This window comes from Pseudomonas sp. R32, assembly GCF_009866705.1.
Classification (GTDB): Bacteria; Pseudomonadota; Gammaproteobacteria; order Pseudomonadales; family Pseudomonadaceae; genus Aquipseudomonas; species Aquipseudomonas donghuensis.
Map to the genome: position 1 here is coordinate 5455036 of NZ_CP019396.1, position 17585 is coordinate 5472620.

The window sequence follows — 17585 nt, forward strand, 5'->3', positions numbered from 1 at the left end:
CTCGGCACTGACTTGTTACAAACCTCTAAGCTAGTGCCCTGGCGAAAAAATCACCACGATTTTTTTCTGCGACCGATCAATTGCCCGGGGTTTTGCTCTCACTCACCAGCGGCAGCACTTCGGCGCCACGCCAGCGTCGTACCGACTTCTGGAAGAACTGGCTGTTGGGCACCTGCACCAGCGCGCCACCCGTTTCCGGCAGCTCGATCAGGGTGGTGAACAACAGGTTGATCGCCACCACACGGCCCTTCACGCCCGGCTTGTCGATAGTTTCGACCAACTCGACCACATCACCGATGCGAAACGGTCCGACGGTAAAGATCAGTACCGCGCAGAGCAGGTTCGACAGCACGCTCCACATGGCAAAGAAGGCCACCGCCGCCACGGCGACGAAACCGGACAAGGCGGTCCACAGCACCGTGGCAGAAACACCCAGGCGCTCGAGCACGAAGATCAGCGCGCTGCCCATGATCAGCCAGCGCAAGCCACCACGCAGCGGCATCAGCAACTCGGGCGGCAACGGGTAGCGCTCGCCCAGGCGCTTGAGGCAGCGCGCAACCACGCGCTGCAGGATGAAGGCCGCCGAGAGGATCAGCAGGATCTGCAAACCCAGCCAGAACGGTGCGATCCATTCCACCGGCAATGGCCATTGCAAGGATTCCATCAGGACATCGCCTCCAGCTCCGCCTGCATGCTCTCGAGCGTCTCCAGGGCGACCATCCAGGCTTCTTCCAGCTCCCCTTCACGGACCTTGAGCTTGGCCTGCTGGGCCAGCAAGTCACGCAATTCGTCCTTGCGCGCCGCCTCATAAAGGGCACTGTCACCCAGGCTGGCATCGACCTTGGCCAGTTGCTCATGCACGCTGCCCAACTCGCGTTCAAGCTTGTCGGCTTCGCGCTTGTGCGGTGCCAACTGCTGGCGCAGGGCTGCCGCCGCCTGGCGCTGGGCCTTCTTGTCGGTCTTGTCGGCATTGACCGGGGCGCTGCTGACCGGTGCGTTGCGCTGACGGTACTCGACCAGCCAGCGGGTGTAATCGTCCAGATCGCCGTCGAAGGTTTCGACTTTGCCGTCGGCTACCAGGAGGAAATCATCGGTGGTGCTCTTGAGCAGGTGCCGGTCGTGGGAGACCACCAGCACCGCACCGCTGAACTCCTGCAGGGCCATGGTCAGCGCCAGGCGCATTTCCAGGTCCAGGTGGTTGGTCGGTTCGTCGAGCAGCAACAGGTTCGGCCGCTCCCAGGCAATCAGGGCCAGGGCCAGACGGGCTTTTTCGCCACCGGAGAAATTCACCACCGGCTCGTCGATGCGCCCGCCACGGAAGTCGAAACCACCGAGGAAGTCACGCAGGGTCTGCTCGCGCTCGGTCGGTGCCAGGCGTTGCAGGTGCAGCAACGGGCTGGCCTTGTTGTCCAGCGAGTCGAGCTGGTGCTGGGCGAAGTAGCCCACCGACAGGTTCTCGCCGCGCACCAGGCGCCCGCTCAGCGGCTCCAGTTCACCGGCGAGGTTCTTGATCAGGGTCGACTTGCCGGCACCGTTGGGGCCAAGCAGGCCGATCCGCGCACCGGGGGTGAGCTGCAGCTTGACCTTCTCGAGGATGGTCTTGTCGCCATAGCCCAAACGGCCGTCGGACAGATCGAGCAGCGGGCTGGAGATTTTCTCCGACTCGCGGAAGACGAAGTCGAACGGTGAATCGACATGGGCCGCCGACAGCTCTTCCATGCGCTCCAGGGCCTTGATCCGGCTCTGCGCCTGACGGGCCTTGGTGGCCTGGGCCTTGAACCGGGCGATGTATTTTTCCATGTGCGCGCGCTGGGCCTGCTGCTTCTCGTAGGCCTGTTGCTGCTGCGCCAGGCGCTCGGCGCGAGTGCGCTCGAAGGCGGTGTAGCCGCCGCGGTAGAGGGTCAGCTTGCACTGCTCGACGTGGGCGACATGATCGACCACCGCGTCGAGAAAGTCACGGTCGTGGGAAATCAGCAGCAGCGTGCCCGGGTAGCCCTTGAGCCAGTCTTCCAGCCAGAGAATGGCGTCCAGATCCAGGTGGTTGGTCGGCTCGTCGAGCAACAGCAGGTCGGACGGGCACATCAGTGCCTGGGCCAGGTTAAGGCGCATCCGCCAGCCACCGGAGAAGTCGCCTACCCGGCGGTCCATCTGCTCGTTGGTAAAGCCCAGGCCCGCCAGCAACTTGCGCGCCCGAGCGTCGGCGGTATAACCGTCGGCGCTGTCGAGTTCGATGTGCAGGCGTGCCAGTGCGGTGCCGTCGTGGGCGGCTTCGGCAGCGGCCAGGTCGGCCTGGACCTTGCGCAAGCGGGCATCACCGTCGAGCACATAATCAACCGCCAGGCGCTCGAGGGTGTCGACCTCCTGGCGCATGTGCGCAATGCGCCAGTCCGCCGGCAGCTGACAGTCGCCGGAGTCGGGCGTCAACTCGCCACGCAGCAAGGCAAACAGGCTGGATTTACCGGCACCGTTGGCACCGATGAGGCCGGCTTTCTGACCGGCGTGCAGGGTCATCTCGGCGCCTTCTAGCAGGCGCTGCGGACCACGCTGTAAAGTGAGGTTCGATAGTCTGATCATAATGGCCGCGGAGTCTACCAGCTTCGTCGGCAACTGGCGCGAGTGGGACCATGCACACCGACCTGTGGAATTTTGCCCTGCAACTTTACGCCCGACCAGGCGTGGAGGCTGCCTGCCTGCAATGGCAGGACCTGGGTGGCGACGTCTGCCTGCTGCTGTGCGGCATGTGGCTCAGTGCGCGCGGCATAGCCCCGAACGAACAGCGGGCACGACAGCTCGCTGAATTGGCCGATGCCTGGCAAACCGATGTGGTGAAACCGTTACGCACGCTGCGCCAGGCCTGGCGCGACAAGGCTTCCCAAGACGCGCAATTGGCGGGTCTGCGTGAGCAGGTCAAAGGCTTGGAGTTAGCGGCTGAACGCGTCCTGCTGGAGCGTCTCGAGGGTATTTGCAAGGACTGGGCAGCAACGCCCGAAACGGGATTGGACTGGATAAGCTGGCTGGCACCCAAAGGCGCCGGTGCGCATCACGACGCGCTGCACACGCTGCGCGTCGTGATGCTGACGACTCAGGACGCCGAAGACGGGGTCTGAGTAGCCGGTGCTGCCGAAGCTGCTGGTGCAGGCGACGGGGCAGCGGCTGGTGCTGCCGGTGCTGCTGGAGTCGCAGGCTTGGCGGCGGCTGGCTGCGCTGGTTTGGCAGCGGCTGGCTTGGCTGCAGGTTTTGCAGCAGGTTTTGCAGCAGGTTTGGCCGGCGCTTTCGCAGCAGCAGGCTTGGCCGCTGGCTTGGCAGCGGGTTTTGCCGCGGCAGGTTTGGCCGCTGGTTTGGCTGGCGCTTTTGCTGCTGCCGGTTTGGCCGCAGGCTTGGCTGCAGGTTTTGCCGCTGCAGTTTTAGCGGCTGGTTTGGCAGGCGCTTTGGCAGCAGGCTTGGCAGGTGCTTTGGCAGCAGGCTTGGCCACAGGCTTGGCGGCAGCAGGTTTGGCGGCAGCGGTACGGGCGGGTGCTTTGGCAGCTGGTTTGGCGGCAGCTTTAACCGCAGGCTTGGCCACAGGTTTAGCGGCAGCTTTAGCAGCGGGCTTGGCCGCTGGTTTGGCAGCAGGTTTGCTCGCTGCTTTGGCCGGCGCCTTGGCCGCTGGTTTGGCGGCGGGCTTGGCCGCAGCGGCGGCGGCAGGTTTGGCCGAACGCAGGGTCAGCGCCTTGGCGGCAGCTTCCTTGACCTTGCCAACGCCCTGAGCCAGCTTCAGGCTTTCCTGGGCATCACGCTTGAGTTGCAGGATGTAGGTGCGCGTTTGCGATTGACGGTCTTTCAACTCGTCGAGCAACTTTTCCAGTTCGCCCACAGCCGACTTGGCCTTGTTCTGTGCCTTGGCTTTGCCAGCCTTGGCCGCGTCCTGCAGTTTCAGCCGGGACTTGTGCAGTTTTTCCTGCGCCTTGCCCCGTTGTTTTTCCAACTTGGCGAGCAGTTTTTCAGCATCAGCCAGCGCTTGCGAGCAGGCATTTTCCAAATGATCGAGCAGGCTGCCCGAGAGTTGCTGGAGCAGGTGCAACGGCGTACTTACTGGCTTCTTATTGGCCGACATGGTTTACCTCCTGGCTGACGAGATTGCGGCTCATACTATGCTTCTGCTGCTACCGCCGCTAGGGCATGTTGACAGTATTAAATGCGCCGCGTTGCATGCCTGGGCAAAGTTGTTATCGCTGCAGCTGGAAACAAGTGTAGATGCTGCACAAAGTGTTGCTGATATTTACACGAAGTGACGAGCGAAGGCTGGCATACTTTATTTCCTCTGAAGCAGGAGCGAGCCTGTGCCGCGCTATCTAATCCTTACCCTGTTGCTATTGCCGACCTCGTTAATTGCAGCGCCTGAAACTAAACCTGCCAGCGACCATGACCTGGCGTACAGCCTGGGCGCCAGCCTGGGTGAGCGTCTGCGTACGGAAGTGCCCGGCCTGCAACTCGACGCCTTGATTGAAGGGTTGCGCCAGGCTTATCAGAACAAGCCATTGGCACTGAGCAAAGAGCGCATGACGACAATACTCGGCGAACATGATGCCCAGGCCAACGACGCTGCGGTTCAAGCACAGACCGAGCAATTGCTGACAGCGGAAAAACGGTTCTTGGCCACTGAACGGGCTAAAGCCGGAGTGCGCGAACTGGCCGAAGGCATACTCGTCAGCGAGTTGCAGGCCGGGACTGGAAGCAAGCCAAAAGCGGGTGGCAAAGTCCAGGTTCGCTATGTTGGCAAGTTGCCGGATGGCACAGTGTTCGATCAGAACCAGCAAGCGCAATGGTTCAATCTGGACAGTGTGATCGAGGGATGGCAAGTCGCATTGCCGCAGATGGCGACAGGATCTAAGTGGCGACTGGTGATCCCTTCGGCGCAGGCTTACGGCGCCGAAGGCGCGGGCGACCTGATTGCGCCCTATACGCCACTGGTGTTCGAAATCGAGTTGCTCGGGGTTGCCGACTGAGGGTCGGCAGCACCGTCAGGCCTGGACCGCGCCTTCTTCGCTGTGCGCGGTGTGCAGCACTTCGATCAGGCAGTCTTCGAGCTCGAAACGCTCGTGCAACAAGCTGCCGAGCTTGCCTAGCTTTTCCGCGAAACGTTCAGGGTCGTTACAGTTGCCCTTGTCGCAATGATCGTTGAACGCCGAAGCGATTTCGGTGATGGCGTCGATGCGAGGGCTGATCTGCTTGGCCAGCTCCAGCCCGCGAGTGTCGCCAAACGCCTTGGCTTCGCTGACCAGTTGCTCGCTCACTTCAAAATGCCAGGCTGACACGTAGTCGATCAGCACCGCACAGAAGTCCCGGCTCTTGTCCTTGTCGGCAAAGGCCGGCTTGGCATCACGCAGCTCGCGGAAAGCCTTCACCAGCTCTGCACGCTCGTCCAACCAGCGGTCAATGAGCTTATGAACCCCACCCCAGCGTTCCTGAGCATTCTGACAACTATCTAGCATGGCGATCTCTTCCCTTCTGGGTAATGCCCCTGCCCCCGCGCCGCAAATGTGCAGAGCAAAGGTGAAGTCAGCAGAGCGGCATCGAGCAGCTGTGTTTTCGGTATGCGTGCAGGGAGATTATTCCCGTGCGCCCTTGCCTTCAAGGTACGCAGACGACAATGTTCATACAAGCGTTTAATCCGACCATTCTTTGCCGTCGGTCGCTTGCACCGTTAAAAAACCGCCTCAGCTTTTACCTGCCCGACTGAACAGCGGGCAGCCGCGACCGAGCAGGCGAACGATCGGCAAAGTCGCCAGCAACACGAAGGACAACAGGCTCCACTCGGGCAGGGTAAGGTCCAGGAAGCTCCAGTTGATTGGCACGCAGTCAGCACTGCCGATCACCATCACCTTGATCACCTGGACCATGGGCATGCTCTCGATCACGTAATCGAAAGCCGGCTGGCACTCGATGCTCGACAACGCCGGATTGCCCTGCAGCCAGACATGCCGGGCCGCCAGCAATGCCCCGCCTGTCGCACAGAACAGCGCCAGGGCGGCATAGACGCGGGTGCCGAGACGCCCCGGCGAATGCACCAAAGCACACAGGCAGACCAAGGCAAAAGCCCCCAAAAACAAGCGCTGGCTGTAGCACAACGGGCATGGTACCAGGCCCAAGCCGAACTCCAGATAGAAAGCGGCCGCCTGGACCAGCACCGATGCCAGCAACGCCGGAAAGAACAATGTACGCAAGCGGGCCAACAGCATGGCGAGTCCAGAAGCGGGATAGACAGGCGATAACGGTAGAGGAAAGGCGCGGCTTGTATCAAGGCAAGACAGTCGGGACAAGTCGCTGATCGACAAGGGAAGCATCCCGAGTGCCGCAAGAAAAATGCTTAGCAATTTGCAGGAAAATTTACCAGCAAGGCGCAGAAAGATGACTCAAGCCCATGAGCGCGCGATTTGCGGTGCGCCCATGGGTACATCAAGCTCGAACAGCCTCAGGCAGTGGCAACGCCAGCAACCGCTGATCAAGCATACCCAGGCCTTCCTGGAATAGCTGATTGCTGCGTTCGGCATCACCCAAGCTGGCCAACAACCGGGCAAGTTCGGCACAGGCTTCGGGATTGCGCTGCACCCGCAGGCTGCTTTCCAGATAATCCCGCGCTTTGCCCCAAAGGCGATTCTGCAGGCTTAGCCGGCCCAGGGTCAGGAGCAGACTGGGATCGTCGGGATGTTCCTTGAGCCAGCCTTCTGCGGTTTGCAGCTGCCGTGCCAGGTCGCCACCGCGCACCAGCCCATAAAGCCGAGCCAGATGGCTTTCGTACTGGCGCTTGAGCGCCGTGCGCAGGGCCTGTTCGGCTTCGCTCTCTGCACCCAGCTGGCGCAGTTGCTCGGCATAGGCCAGCACCAACTGCGGCTCCTGGCGCTGCGCAGCGGTAAGCTGCTGCCAGGCGCGCTCAAGGGATTGACGAGCTGTCTGTTCATCGCCTTCACGGCTGGCGGCCAGGCTCAGGTTCTCACCCCAGGCTCGGCGCTCCAACTCGGCCAGTTCACTCACCGGCAGCACCTTGTCCTTGCGTAGCTCCGGCAGCAGGCGAATCAGCGCCGACCAGTCGCCACGCTCGCGATACAGGCGCTGCAACAGGCGCAGTACCTGAACGTTATGCGGATGGCGCTCTTGCATGGCCTGCAGGGTAATCAGGGCCGCATCGCTGTCACCACGGTCCATCTGCAACTGGGCGTGACTCAGGGCGATGGCCAGCTCCGCCTCGGGCTGACGCTCCAGGGCGCGCTCGAGCAAGTTGTCGCTGTCTTCGGTTCGGCCCAGTTCGTTGGCTGCACGCGCGGCACCGAGGTAATACAGCAAGGGTTGACGCTCGGCTTCGGCAGCCCGGTGCAGGTGACGCTGGGCACTGGCCCAGCGGCCCTCGGCGAGGTCCAGTTGGCCCTGCTCGATGGCCAGTTGGGTGCGACGGCTGCGATTACGCCGCGACCAAGGGTTGACCACCCCGCCGGATGTCAGCACCAGGCCGACCAGGTAGCGCACCAGCAGCACGGCCAGGATGATCGCGGTCAGGGCCGCCAGCGCTGCCCACAGGCCCGATTGATAGCGAAAGCTGCCGTAGGCGATCTGCACATAGCCGCTGTGCTTGGCAATCGCGATCCCGAGCCCGGCAGCAACGATAATCGCCACCACCGCCAGCAGGTAAACGCGCCTCATGGCTTGGCCTCCTCGACCGGCAAGTGCCGGCGCTCCAGGTAGGCCTGAACGGCACTGATACTGTCCGCCAGGTCCGGCACCACCACCGCGACCGGCTGTTCAGCCAGCGCGTTGAGGCTATCGAGCATGGCCTTGCTCTGTGGGTTGTCGGCGTTGAAGTTGGCCAGCAGCACACTGCGGGCGTCATCCAGGGCCTGGGTGTACACCTTGGCTTCGCCATTGAGTGCGGCCCACTGGGCTTGCTCGATGGTCAGGCTCAGGGCTAGGCGCAACTGGTTGAGCGACTGCCCCGCCAGCAATGGCCGGATGTTTTCGTCGGCGTCAAATTCGATCTGGAAGTACTTGGACAGCTCCGCCCACCATTGTGACCAGCGACTGGCGCCATCGCCATCGGCGGTCAGGGCACCCAGCGCATTGGCATCGCTGTTGAATTCCGGTGTCTGGGCACTGAGCTGCAGCACTTGCTCACGCTGGGCCGCGAGCTTCAGGAACAAGCCGGTGCGATCGGGCTGCTGGACGCTGTTGAGCGTAGCCAGGCTCTTGGCCAGTTGCTCACGGGCGGCAAAGGAGCCCGGGTCGCTCTGTTCACGGAGGATGTCATCAGCGCCCTTGACCAGTTCACGCGCGCTGACGATGTCCTGCAAGGCGGACAAGCGCAGGCTGGCCAGGCGCAGCAGATGCTCGGCTTCGGCCAGGCGCCAGTCCTTGCGGCTGGCGCCAAGGATGGTCTCCAGGCGCTGGCTCAAGCGTTGCTGGTCACCCTGCAGTTGAGCGACCAGACGCCGACGGTCTTCCAGTTCGGATGCGGGCGGCAGAACGGCCAACTGCGCAGAAAGTTGCTGTTCACGCTGCTGCAGGGCCTGGGTTTGCTCGCTCAGGGACTGCAGGTTCTGTGCCTGGCCCTGCTCGGCGCTCTGGAGCTGGCGAACCTGCCATACGCCCCACCCGCCAACTGCGACACCTGCCGCGCCCAGCAGCAAGGCCAGGATTGCCAGACCATTGCCGGACCGCTTGGCCGGTTCGACGGGGGTTTGTGCAGGAGCCTCTGGGGCCTTCAGTTCATCGTTGGGCAAGACAGTTTCGCTCACGTATCCATCCTTTGCATTACGGCACGTCGCCAATCAGCTTAGCGCCTTAGGGGGCTGGTGCAGGAGTTTCCTGCAATGTTGCCAGCAAAGCCGCGGCGCTTGCACCACGGCAATCCACTACATTCTGTGCGCCACTGGCGCGGGCGAGTTCCGCTACCCGCGGGCTGGGCACGAACAACGGTAGTTGCACCAACTGCGGCCAGTCTGCACCTGCCAGCTCGCGCAAGTGTTCAAAACCCTGCCCACTGCTGACCACCAGGCCATTCAGGCGTTCCCCGGCAATACGCCGGGCCAGGGTGGCCTCAGGGTAATGCGGCAAGTAGCGGCGATACAACTCAAGGTAATCGACACGGGCACCCAATGCGGCCAAGCGCTCAGCGAGCAATTCACGCCCCCCCTCGCCGCGGATGATCAACACCCGTGGCTGTGAGCGCCTGATCGCTTCGCTCAACGCCGGCAGCTGCAGCAATGCTTCGCTGTCGTCGCCTTGGGCTGGATAACTGACATTGAGGCCATGGTCGTCAAGAATCTGCGCAGTGGCTGCGCCGACGGTAAACCAGGCCTGCGCGGGGGGCTGCGGCCAGTGCACATTCAGCTGTTCTATAGCCAAGCGCGCAGCTGGCTTGCTGACGACAATCACCGCGCAGTACTGATCGAGCGTTTGCACCTGGCCAAGCTGCGCTGGCGTCAGCGCCAGCGGCTCGATTTCCAGCAACGGCAGGCTGCTGCTGAACACCCCCTGTTCGGCAAGCGTCTGGGCCAGCGCCGTGCATTCTTCTGCCGGCCGGGTCAGCAGCAGGCGCCAGCGGCTCACGGATGCCCGGCCTCGCCGTAGACCGCCTTGAGAATTTCTTCGGCACCTTGCCCGAGCAGGTCTTCGGCGACCTTGATGCCAAGCGCTTCGGCATCCTTGCGCGGCGCGCGGGCCTGGGCGGTGAGCAACTTGCCACCGGCGGGCTCGCCCACCAGCCCGCGCAACCAGAGCTGATCGCCTTCCAGCACCGCATAACAGGCAATCGGTACTTGGCAGCCACCGTTGAGGTGCTTGTTCAGGGCGCGCTCGGCAGTAACCCGGTCAGCGGTGTCGACGTGATGCAACGGAGCCAGCAGCGCGTGGATTTCGCTGTCGGCGCTGCGGCACTCGATGCCCACTGCGCCCTGGCCGCCTGCGGGCAGGCTGTCGTCAACGCTGATACTGGAGGTGATGCGATCTTCAAACCCCAGACGGATCAGGCCGGCGGCGGCGAGGATGATGGCGTCGTACTCACCGGCATCGAGCTTGGCCAGGCGGGTGTTGACGTTGCCACGCAAGAAGCGGATTTCGAGGTCGGGGCGACGGCTCAGCAACTGGGCCTGGCGGCGCAGGCTGGAGGTACCGACGATACTGCCGGCCGGCAGCGCCTCGAGGCTGTCAAAGGTGTTGGAAACAAAGGCATCGCGCGGATCTTCGCGTTCACAGATGCAGAACAGGCCCAGGCCTGCCGGGAAGTCCATCGGCACGTCTTTCATCGAATGCACGGCGATGTCGGCCTGGTTCTCCAGAAGCGCGGTTTCCAGTTCCTTGACGAACAGGCCCTTGCCGCCGATTTTCGACAGCGGCGAGTCGAGCAACTTGTCGCCACGGCTGACCATCGGCACCAGGGTCACGACCAGGCCAGGATGGGCCTGCTCCAGACGGGCTTTGACATATTCGGCCTGCCACAGGGCCAGGGCACTTTTGCGGGTGGCAATGCGGATTTCGCGAGTGGACATGGAACGATCCGTACGAGATAGATTCGCCCGATGATAACAGCTCAGTCCAGACCGCTAGCAGATCTAAATCATGCTAGGTGCCGACCATCCCTGGCCCTCGACTGCTCGATAGTCCTCGCCCTTACAGTTGCTGCATCATCTTGCGTACACCGGCCACATGCCGGCGGCTGACGATCAGGGCATCGCCATTGAGGCCCTTGAGAAACAGTTGGAAATGCCCAAGCGGCGTGCGTTGCAAGCGCTCGATGCGGTTACGGGCGACCAGCGCGTTACGGTGAATACGGACAAAACGCTCGCCGAACTCGTCTTCCAGAGCCTTGAGTGGCTCGTCGAGCAGCACTTCGCCAGATTCGTGCCGCAGGGTCACGTATTTATGATCGGCGATGAAATAGATCACCTGGTCGAGGGGGATCAATTCAATGCCTTTGCGCGTGCGGGCACTGATATGGCTGCGCGGCCCGCTGCCACTCTCGGCCGCCGGCCGGGTCAGCGCCGCCAACTGCACGCGGTTGGGGCGTTCGGCCCTTTTCAAGGCGTCACGCAGGCTATCGGGCTGCACCGGCTTGAGCACATAGCCCAAGGTGCTGTCCTTGAACGATTCGACGGTGAACTCATGGTCACCGGTACAAAACACCACTGCAGGCGGTGCTTCGCGCTCGCACAGCCGCGCAGCGACCTGCAGGCCATCGAGCCCCGGCATGCGGATGTCGAGCAGGACGACCTCGGGCTTGAGGCTGTCAATCAGGGCCAGAGCCTCTTCGCCATTGGTGGCGCTGGGCTCCAGCACAGTATAGCCCTCCAGTTCGCCGAGCAGTCGGCTCAGGCGTTCCCGGGCTTGGGGTTCGTCATCAACGATCAGGACATTCATATTGCGCTGGATTCCTGCGTGAGTCTCGCACAAGGATAGCGTAGACAGGTGAGGTGACGACCGTCACGGCGATCCACGCTCAGACTCGCACGATGGCTAAAGATTCACTGGCCCGGCAGGAAACATGCCGAGCCTCTGTCCAACTGTAGACGGTTGCCGCAACACTGCCGTTCAATCGATAAATATCCTGTTGCAAGCGCGCTGTCGCGGGCCTGTGCTGCGACATAAACCCGCATTTACGCCGACCGCCGCACTCCGGCAGGGCCGCCAATCCTGCTATGATCGGCAGCACTTTTTCCGTTCACGCCTTCAACGAGTGAATCCATGAGCACCGACAAGACCAATCAGTCCTGGGGCGGCCGCTTCAGTGAGCCCGTCGACGCCTTCGTCGCCCGCTTCACCGCCTCCGTCAATTTCGACCAGCGCCTGTACCGCCACGACATCATGGGTTCGATCGCCCACGCCACCATGCTGGCGAAGGTCGGCGTCCTCACCGACGCCGAGCGCGACACCATCATCGACGGCCTGAAGACCATCCAGGGCGACATCGAGGCCGGCAACTTCGACTGGCGCGTCGACCTTGAAGACGTGCACATGAACATCGAGGCACGCCTGACCGACCGCATCGGCATCACCGGTAAAAAGCTGCACACCGGCCGCAGCCGCAACGATCAGGTCGCAACCGATATCCGCCTGTGGCTGCGTGACGAAATCGACCTGATCCTGGCCGAGATCACCCGCCTGCAGCAGGGCCTGCTGGAGCAGGCCGAGCGCGAAGCCGAAACCCTCATGCCCGGCTTCACCCACCTGCAGACCGCCCAGCCGGTGACCTTCGGCCACCACCTGCTGGCCTGGTTCGAAATGCTCAGCCGCGACTACGAGCGCCTGGTCGACTGCCGCAAGCGCACCAACCGCATGCCCCTGGGCAGCGCCGCACTGGCCGGCACCACCTACCCGATCGACCGCGAACTGACCTGCCAGCTGCTGGGCTTCGAAGCAGTAGCCGGCAACTCGCTCGACGGTGTCTCTGATCGCGACTTCGCCATTGAATTCTGCGCGGCCGCCAGCGTGGCGATGATGCACCTGTCGCGCTTCTCCGAAGAGTTGGTGCTGTGGACCAGCGCCCAGTTCCAGTTCATCGACCTGCCTGATCGCTTCTGCACCGGCAGTTCGATCATGCCGCAGAAAAAGAACCCGGACGTGCCGGAGCTGGTACGCGGCAAGACCGGCCGTGTGTTCGGCGCCCTCACCGGCCTGCTGACCCTGATGAAAGGCCAACCCCTGGCTTACAACAAGGACAACCAGGAAGACAAGGAGCCGCTGTTCGACGCCGCCGACACCCTGCGCGACTCGCTGCGCGCCTTTGCCGACATGATCCCGGCGATCAAGCCACGCCACGCCATCATGCGCGAAGCGGCCCTGCGCGGCTTCAGCACCGCCACCGACCTGGCCGACTACCTGGTACGCCGTGGCCTGCCGTTCCGTGATTGCCATGAAATCGTCGGCCATGCGGTGAAGTACGGTGTCGATACCGGCAAGGACCTGGCGGAAATGAGCCTGGACGAGCTGCGCCAGTTCAGCGACCAGATCGAACAGGACGTGTTCGCCGTCCTGACCCTCGAAGGGTCAGTCAACGCCCGTGACCACATCGGCGGTACTGCGCCTGCGCAAGTACGCGCTGCCGTAGCCCGCGGCAAGGCGCTGCTCGCCGCGCGCTAAGCCCTGTCGCGTGCTGCTGCCCGGCCAGTTCTGACTGGGTGGCAGCACTTGGCCTTCAAGGCTTGCTTGAGCGCACCATCTCCAGGAAAGCAGGCATCTGCGCTTCCTTGTCGGCGGCAATTTTCTGCACGTTCGGGTTGTGCTTGAAACGCTCCAACAGCTCACGCGCTTGCGGGAAGTCTTCCAGCACGTCGATGGCGAAGACCTTCTTGCCCACGGCATAGGCCAGGTCGACGCTAAAGCAGAACAGCATGTCGGCGAGGGTCAGGCTGTCGCCGGCCACAAATGGGCTGAACTTGCCATTGCGCTTGAGGGTGGCGATACCGGCCAGCAATTCGGCCTTGGCCTTGGCCTTGATGGCGTCATCGACCCGTGCGCCGAAAAATGCTTCGGGATAGCAGGCGCGGGCAGGCAGCTCGATGTACAGCTCGATCTCCTTGGCCAGCTCGTGCACCTTGGCCTGGGCAAAAACCCCTTCAGGCAATAGCGCCTTGCCCGGCTGGGTCCGCTCGATGTAGTCGAGGATCAGGTTGGTTTCGCTGATAAAGCCCTCTTCGGTCTCCAGCACCGGCACCTTGCCGCGCGGGCTGAGCTTCAGCGCTTCGGGGCTCTGGCCGCCGAAAAACAGCACTTCTTCAAACGGCACGCCCTTTTCCAGCAGCGCCAGTTTGGCCATGTTGTAGTAGTTGCTGACCGAAAATCCATGAAGCTTGAGCATGAAACAGCCTCCAGGCCGTAAAGGGGTTGGCCGGGTTGTTATAGACCCAAGTGCCGGGTACTGACCAGCATCATGGAGTTTGTCGATAGCAAGGCATCGGTGCCCGGCTCGTGGCAAACTGGGCACCCCAAAAGAGGAAAGCGCCCATGAGCGAACCAACCGATATCGACAACGACGAAGAAGAGTTCGCCGAGTCGACCCTGATCGAAGCGATCGAGAACCAGATCGAAAGCGACAACCCGCCGGCGGCCAAAGCCACGTTCAACAAGTTGACCCTGGTGGGTTACGAGCGTGAAGATATCCTCAACCTCATGGCCCATGTGCTGGCCTACGAGATTGACGCGATGCTCGAAGACGACCGCGCGTTCAACACCGAATGGTACGAAACCGCCTTGCGCGCCCTGCCCGAGCTGCCGCCGGAAAAGGTCTGAAGCAAAGCAGGATTTCCCTGACTACACTGCAAAACCAGGCACCGGCGACGGTGCTGCCCTCCTTGTCTGGAAGTCGGAGTCTCTATGTCGTTTACCCCCGAACTGATTGCCGAGCTGGAAGTCCTTGCCTTGTTCAACCTGGATAGCAGCCAGGAAGGTATCAAGGTTCATAACACTGCCTCCAAGGAGGTAATCGCTGCAGCGCGTCGTCTGTACGAGAAAAAGCTCACTGACCAGCCCGATGGCGGTTACCTGACCAGCCTTGGTCACGATGCTGCCGAGAACGTGCAGGTGTTGCTGAACATTCTGAATGTCGGCGAACCTGCCTGATCGGGACTGCCTTGCAGTCCATCGCCGGCAACGCCGGCTCCCACAGTGGGGGCTGGCCTTGCTATCGGTCGCCTCCACACCATCGCTAATAAAATGGCGTCAAAATTAAAATAGCTTAAACTCGCCATTGCTCCCTAGACGGCCGGTTTCAGCTCGCCATGAACCACCCCCACGAAATTCGCCCCGACCTCGATCAGGGCATTGACCGCAAGGTGCTCAGCCAGCTGCGCCAACGTTTTCTGACGCTCAACCAGGGGCGCCTGGGGCGGGCCATGGACGGGCTGTCTAGCCGGCAACAGCAGGTGCTGACCCTGCTGCCGCTGTTCTTGCACGTCAATCACCCGCTGCTGCCCGGTTATGTATCCGGCAACACACCGGCGGGCGTCGCCAATTTCGAGCCTGATGCCCCACTGCTGGCCGAAGCCCAGCGCCTGACCCGCTCGTTCTCGTACAAGGCCCGGCGCGGCAACCCGCCCCAGCCGATTCACGGGCTGTACCTGATGGGCAGCCTGGGCACCCTGGCCCAGGCCGAGCAAAGCGACATGGACGTCTGGGTCTGCCACGCCGCCGACCTCAGCGAAAGCGAGCTGGCGGAGCTGCGCAAGAAGTGCCTGTTGCTGGAAATCTGGGCGGCCAGCCAGGGCGCCGAGGCCCACCTGTTCTTGATCGAGCCGCAGAGCTTCGTCCAGGGCGAACGTGACGGCCAGCTCAGTTCCGACGACTGCGGCACCACCCAGCATTACCTGCTGCTCGACGAGTTCTACCGCACCGCCATCTGGCTCGCCGGGCGCACGCCCTTGTGGTGGCTGGTACCGGTCTACGAAGAAACACGCTACCGGCAATACATCGAGACCCTGCTGTGCAAACGCTTCGTGCGTGCCGAAGACAACCTCGACCTCGGCCACCTGGCGCACATCCCGCCAGGCGAGTTCGTCGGCGCCGGGCTCTGGCAGCTGTTCAAGGGCATCGAATCGCCCTACAAGTCGGTGCTCAAGCTGCTGCTGACCGAGGTCTATGCCAGTGAACACCCACAGGTGCAGTGCCTGAGCCTGCAGTTCAAGCAGGCGGTGTTCAGCAATCACCTCGACCTCGACGAGCTCGACCCCTACATGATGGTCTACCGGCGCATCGAGCAGTACCTGCAAGGCCGGGGCGAACGTGAGCGGCTGGAGCTGGTGCGGCGCAGCCTGTACCTGAAGGTCAACAAGAAGCTCAGCGGCCTGGCCCGCTCGCGCAGCACCAGTTGGCAGCGCGAGCTACTGCAACGGCTGAGCCGGGAATGGGGCTGGGACGAGCGTCAACTGACGCTGCTCGACAGCCGCAGCCAGTGGAAAGTCCGCCAGGTGGCGCTCGAGCGCCGCGAGCTGGTGGCCGAGCTGAACTACAGCTACCGCTTCCTCTGCCAGTTTGCCCGCAGCCAGAACGCCATCAGCCGCATCGACCAGCGCGACCTCAGCGTGCTCGGCCGGCGCCTGTATGCCGCTTTCGAACGGCGCGCCGGCAAGGTCGAGTTCATCAACCCGGGAATCGCCCCGGACTTGGCCGAAGATACCCTGACCCTGGTCCAGTCACCCAACCGCAAGGAGCCCGGGCAACACCACTGGGGCCTGTACAACGGCAACCTGGGCGTACACGAGTGGGAGCATTTTGCTCCGATCAAGCGTTGCCGCGAGCTGCTTGAGCTGCTGACCTGGGCCCACCGCAACGGCGTGATCGACAGCAGCACGCGCCTGGCCCTGCACCCGGGCAGCAGCGACCTCAGCGAGTACGAGCTGTTCAACCTGCTCGGCAGCCTGCAACAGAGCGTCGCCCTGCCGTTGTCGCTGGTCAGCGAACAGCGCCTGCTGCAGCCCAGTGTGGCCGACGAGATCCTGCTGTTGGTCAACGTCGGCGTCGACCCGCTGCAACACCACCGCGACCTGAACATCCTGATGACCACCGAACGCACCGACTCGCTGAGCTATGCCGGGGTGCGCGAAAACCTGGTGCTGACCCTCGACCAGGTCACGCTCAACAGCTGGAACGAAGTGCAGGTGCACCGCTACGACGGCGGACATGCGCTGTTGCGCTGCCTGCGTGATTACCTCAATGGTCTGGGCAGCGAGCACATCCCTCGGCTGCGGGTGCGCTGCTTCTGCCACAACCGTGCCCAGGCCATTGCCCTGCGGGTCGAAGACGTATTCGCCACCACCCAGGGGCTGCTGGCGCAGAACCTCAACCATCGCTACCTGTTGCAGGTTGAGCAGCACACCCATGTGCTGGAGCTGCACCCTGGCGCCGTGAACCTGGTGACCCTCGACGATCAGGACGCAGTACTGCGCTACCTCGGCGAAGAACGCAGCGATTACAGCCCCCTGCACCTGGACGCCAACGCCCTGCAGGAGCTGGACCTGGCGCAGGTACTACCCTTGGGCCAACCACAATGCATCCAGCTGTTCTATCGGGTGCAAGAGGCCTTCGCCGATGTCTACGTGCTCGATGAGCACAATGCCCTGTGGCAGCAACGCCTGCCGTTCCACGATGAAAACAGCCTGTTGCTGCCCCTGCAGCGCTTTTTGCAATCGATCGTGTTTCGCCGCGAAGCACGGCTGCCCCTGGACAGCCTGCAGGCCCAAGGCTCACTGGATATTCTTTATTACCAATTGTTGCCGTCAGGCCCTGGCAAGGTCCGCCAGGTGGAAGCGCGCCAGGTCGAGGTCAAGGCCATCGACCGGCCGTACTACGAAGTGCAGGCAATTTTACAAGCTGGCGCCAGCGACGACGTACAAGTAACGCTGTACTGCAATCAGCGGGAGTTTTCCCAGCTCGAGCATGGCGACCAACTGTATGCGGTGGTCGCCCGCGAGATCATCGATCAGCGCCGCGAGGCCGAGCGCTACCGCTGCTATATCACCGACCTTGACCTGTCGGGCCTGCTGGCCGACGGCCTTGGCTCAAGCATCCTCTACCTGCGCTACAAGGGTGAACTGGAGCGGGCGCTCAACGAGGCCCTGGCGCAGGCTTAA

At 62.6% G+C, this 17585-nt stretch carries 17 protein-coding genes and 1 pseudogene; 6 read left to right on the forward strand and 12 right to left on the reverse strand.

Annotation, left to right across the window (positions count from 1 at the left end):
- Window positions 1–76: 76 nt before the first annotated feature.
- On the reverse strand, window positions 77–664 hold the full coding sequence (locus PspR32_RS25190; protein WP_010221144.1) for a mechanosensitive ion channel family protein: 588 nt from the start codon (window positions 662–664) through the stop codon (window positions 77–79).
- The gene (locus tag PspR32_RS25195; RefSeq protein WP_010221143.1) at window positions 664–2574 is read right to left on the reverse strand and encodes an ATP-binding cassette domain-containing protein; all 1911 of its coding nucleotides are present in this window, start codon (window positions 2572–2574) and stop codon (window positions 664–666) included. Before PspR32_RS25195 ends, PspR32_RS25190 begins: the two co-directional genes overlap by 1 nt.
- Before the next feature lie 50 nt (window positions 2575–2624).
- Here PspR32_RS25195 and PspR32_RS25200 point away from each other — a divergent pair, with 50 nt between their 5' ends.
- A complete protein-coding gene (locus tag PspR32_RS25200) occupies window positions 2625–3107 on the forward strand; it encodes a TIGR02444 family protein (protein ID WP_159389319.1) in 483 nt (160 codons plus the stop codon).
- On the opposite strand, the gene PspR32_RS25205 is transcribed toward PspR32_RS25200, so the two are convergent.
- A complete protein-coding gene (locus PspR32_RS25205; protein ID WP_159389320.1) occupies window positions 3083–4093 on the reverse strand; it encodes an AlgP family protein in 1011 nt (336 codons plus the stop codon). The genes PspR32_RS25200 and PspR32_RS25205 overlap by 25 nt on opposite strands.
- Before the next feature lie 226 nt (window positions 4094–4319).
- Here PspR32_RS25205 and PspR32_RS25210 point away from each other — a divergent pair, with 226 nt between their 5' ends.
- Entirely contained in the window at window positions 4320–4985 is a 666-nt protein-coding gene (locus tag PspR32_RS25210) for an FKBP-type peptidyl-prolyl cis-trans isomerase (RefSeq protein ID WP_100781847.1), read from the forward strand.
- Between the two features lie 15 nt (window positions 4986–5000).
- On the opposite strand, the gene PspR32_RS25215 is transcribed toward PspR32_RS25210, so the two are convergent.
- The 8 genes and pseudogenes from PspR32_RS25215 to PspR32_RS25250 form a co-directional block, all read right to left on the reverse strand.
- Window positions 5001–5471, reverse strand: coding sequence for an Rsd/AlgQ family anti-sigma factor (locus PspR32_RS25215; protein ID WP_010221140.1), 471 nt, complete (start codon window positions 5469–5471; stop codon window positions 5001–5003).
- Between the two features lie 225 nt (window positions 5472–5696).
- Window positions 5697–6218 (reverse strand): disulfide bond formation protein B, encoded by a 522-nt coding sequence (locus PspR32_RS25220; protein ID WP_010221139.1) that lies wholly within the window; start codon window positions 6216–6218, stop codon window positions 5697–5699.
- A gap of 217 nt (window positions 6219–6435) precedes the next feature.
- Window positions 6436–7674 carry a heme biosynthesis protein HemY gene (locus tag PspR32_RS25225; RefSeq protein ID WP_010221138.1) on the reverse strand — a complete coding sequence of 413 codons (1239 nt, stop codon included), beginning with the start codon at window positions 7672–7674 and terminating at the stop codon, window positions 6436–6438.
- Window positions 7671–8762, reverse strand: coding sequence for a uroporphyrinogen-III C-methyltransferase (locus PspR32_RS25230; RefSeq protein WP_010221137.1), 1092 nt, complete (start codon window positions 8760–8762; stop codon window positions 7671–7673). Before PspR32_RS25230 ends, PspR32_RS25225 begins: the two co-directional genes overlap by 4 nt.
- Window positions 8763–8808: 46 nt before the next feature.
- Entirely contained in the window at window positions 8809–9576 is a 768-nt protein-coding gene (locus PspR32_RS25235; RefSeq protein WP_010221136.1) for a uroporphyrinogen-III synthase, read from the reverse strand.
- On the reverse strand, window positions 9573–10514 hold the full coding sequence (hemC, locus tag PspR32_RS25240; RefSeq protein ID WP_010221135.1) for a hydroxymethylbilane synthase: 942 nt from the start codon (window positions 10512–10514) through the stop codon (window positions 9573–9575). The genes PspR32_RS25235 and hemC overlap by 4 nt, the downstream gene beginning before the upstream one ends.
- Before the next feature lie 121 nt (window positions 10515–10635).
- Complete coding sequence (locus PspR32_RS25245) at window positions 10636–11382, reverse strand: LytR/AlgR family response regulator transcription factor (RefSeq protein WP_010221134.1); 747 nt, start codon at window positions 11380–11382, stop codon at window positions 10636–10638.
- A pseudogene (locus PspR32_RS25250) lies at window positions 11379–11486 on the reverse strand (sensor histidine kinase); the annotation flags it as partial. The gene PspR32_RS25245 and the pseudogene PspR32_RS25250, both read right to left, overlap by 4 nt.
- 220 nt (window positions 11487–11706) lie before the next feature.
- Between PspR32_RS25250 and argH the strand changes: the two are divergent.
- Complete coding sequence (gene argH, locus PspR32_RS25255; protein ID WP_159389321.1) at window positions 11707–13101, forward strand: argininosuccinate lyase; 1395 nt, start codon at window positions 11707–11709, stop codon at window positions 13099–13101.
- A 55-nt stretch (window positions 13102–13156) separates the two neighbouring features.
- On the opposite strand, the gene PspR32_RS25260 is transcribed toward argH, so the two are convergent.
- A complete protein-coding gene (locus PspR32_RS25260) occupies window positions 13157–13819 on the reverse strand; it encodes a glutathione S-transferase family protein (protein WP_036994881.1) in 663 nt (220 codons plus the stop codon).
- Between the two features lie 146 nt (window positions 13820–13965).
- On the opposite strand from PspR32_RS25260, the gene PspR32_RS25265 reads away from it, so the two are divergent.
- The 3 genes from PspR32_RS25265 to PspR32_RS25275 all read left to right on the forward strand — a co-directional run bounded on the left by PspR32_RS25265 (window position 13966) and on the right by PspR32_RS25275 (window position 17585).
- On the forward strand, window positions 13966–14250 hold the full coding sequence (locus PspR32_RS25265; protein ID WP_010221131.1) for a hypothetical protein: 285 nt from the start codon (window positions 13966–13968) through the stop codon (window positions 14248–14250).
- A gap of 84 nt (window positions 14251–14334) precedes the next feature.
- The gene (locus PspR32_RS25270; RefSeq protein ID WP_010221130.1) at window positions 14335–14580 is read left to right on the forward strand and encodes a TIGR02647 family protein; all 246 of its coding nucleotides are present in this window, start codon (window positions 14335–14337) and stop codon (window positions 14578–14580) included.
- Window positions 14581–14738: 158 nt separating this feature from the next.
- Entirely contained in the window at window positions 14739–17585 is a 2847-nt protein-coding gene (locus PspR32_RS25275) for a class I adenylate cyclase (RefSeq protein WP_010221129.1), read from the forward strand.

What these genes read in the sequence shown, in the direction of transcription:
- PspR32_RS25195 (WP_010221143.1), bottom strand. Translation starts at nt 2,574, where the DNA reads ATGATCAGACTATCGAACCTCACTTTACAGCGTGGTCCGCAGCGCCTG.
- PspR32_RS25205 (WP_159389320.1), bottom strand. Translation starts at nt 4,093, where the DNA reads ATGTCGGCCAATAAGAAGCCAGTAAGTACGCCGTTGCACCTGCTCCAG.
- PspR32_RS25275 (WP_010221129.1), top strand. Translation starts at nt 14,739, where the DNA reads ATGAACCACCCCCACGAAATTCGCCCCGACCTCGATCAGGGCATTGAC.
- PspR32_RS25190 (WP_010221144.1), bottom strand. Translation starts at nt 664, where the DNA reads ATGGAATCCTTGCAATGGCCATTGCCGGTGGAATGGATCGCACCGTTC.
- PspR32_RS25225 (WP_010221138.1), bottom strand. Translation starts at nt 7,674, where the DNA reads ATGAGGCGCGTTTACCTGCTGGCGGTGGTGGCGATTATCGTTGCTGCC.
- PspR32_RS25220 (WP_010221139.1), bottom strand. Translation starts at nt 6,218, where the DNA reads ATGCTGTTGGCCCGCTTGCGTACATTGTTCTTTCCGGCGTTGCTGGCA.
- PspR32_RS25265 (WP_010221131.1), top strand. Translation starts at nt 13,966, where the DNA reads ATGAGCGAACCAACCGATATCGACAACGACGAAGAAGAGTTCGCCGAG.
- argH (WP_159389321.1), top strand. Translation starts at nt 11,707, where the DNA reads ATGAGCACCGACAAGACCAATCAGTCCTGGGGCGGCCGCTTCAGTGAG.
- PspR32_RS25200 (WP_159389319.1), top strand. Translation starts at nt 2,625, where the DNA reads ATGCACACCGACCTGTGGAATTTTGCCCTGCAACTTTACGCCCGACCA.
- PspR32_RS25270 (WP_010221130.1), top strand. Translation starts at nt 14,335, where the DNA reads ATGTCGTTTACCCCCGAACTGATTGCCGAGCTGGAAGTCCTTGCCTTG.
- hemC (WP_010221135.1), bottom strand. Translation starts at nt 10,514, where the DNA reads ATGTCCACTCGCGAAATCCGCATTGCCACCCGCAAAAGTGCCCTGGCC.
- PspR32_RS25245 (WP_010221134.1), bottom strand. Translation starts at nt 11,382, where the DNA reads ATGAATGTCCTGATCGTTGATGACGAACCCCAAGCCCGGGAACGCCTG.
- PspR32_RS25260 (WP_036994881.1), bottom strand. Translation starts at nt 13,819, where the DNA reads ATGCTCAAGCTTCATGGATTTTCGGTCAGCAACTACTACAACATGGCC.
- PspR32_RS25215 (WP_010221140.1), bottom strand. Translation starts at nt 5,471, where the DNA reads ATGCTAGATAGTTGTCAGAATGCTCAGGAACGCTGGGGTGGGGTTCAT.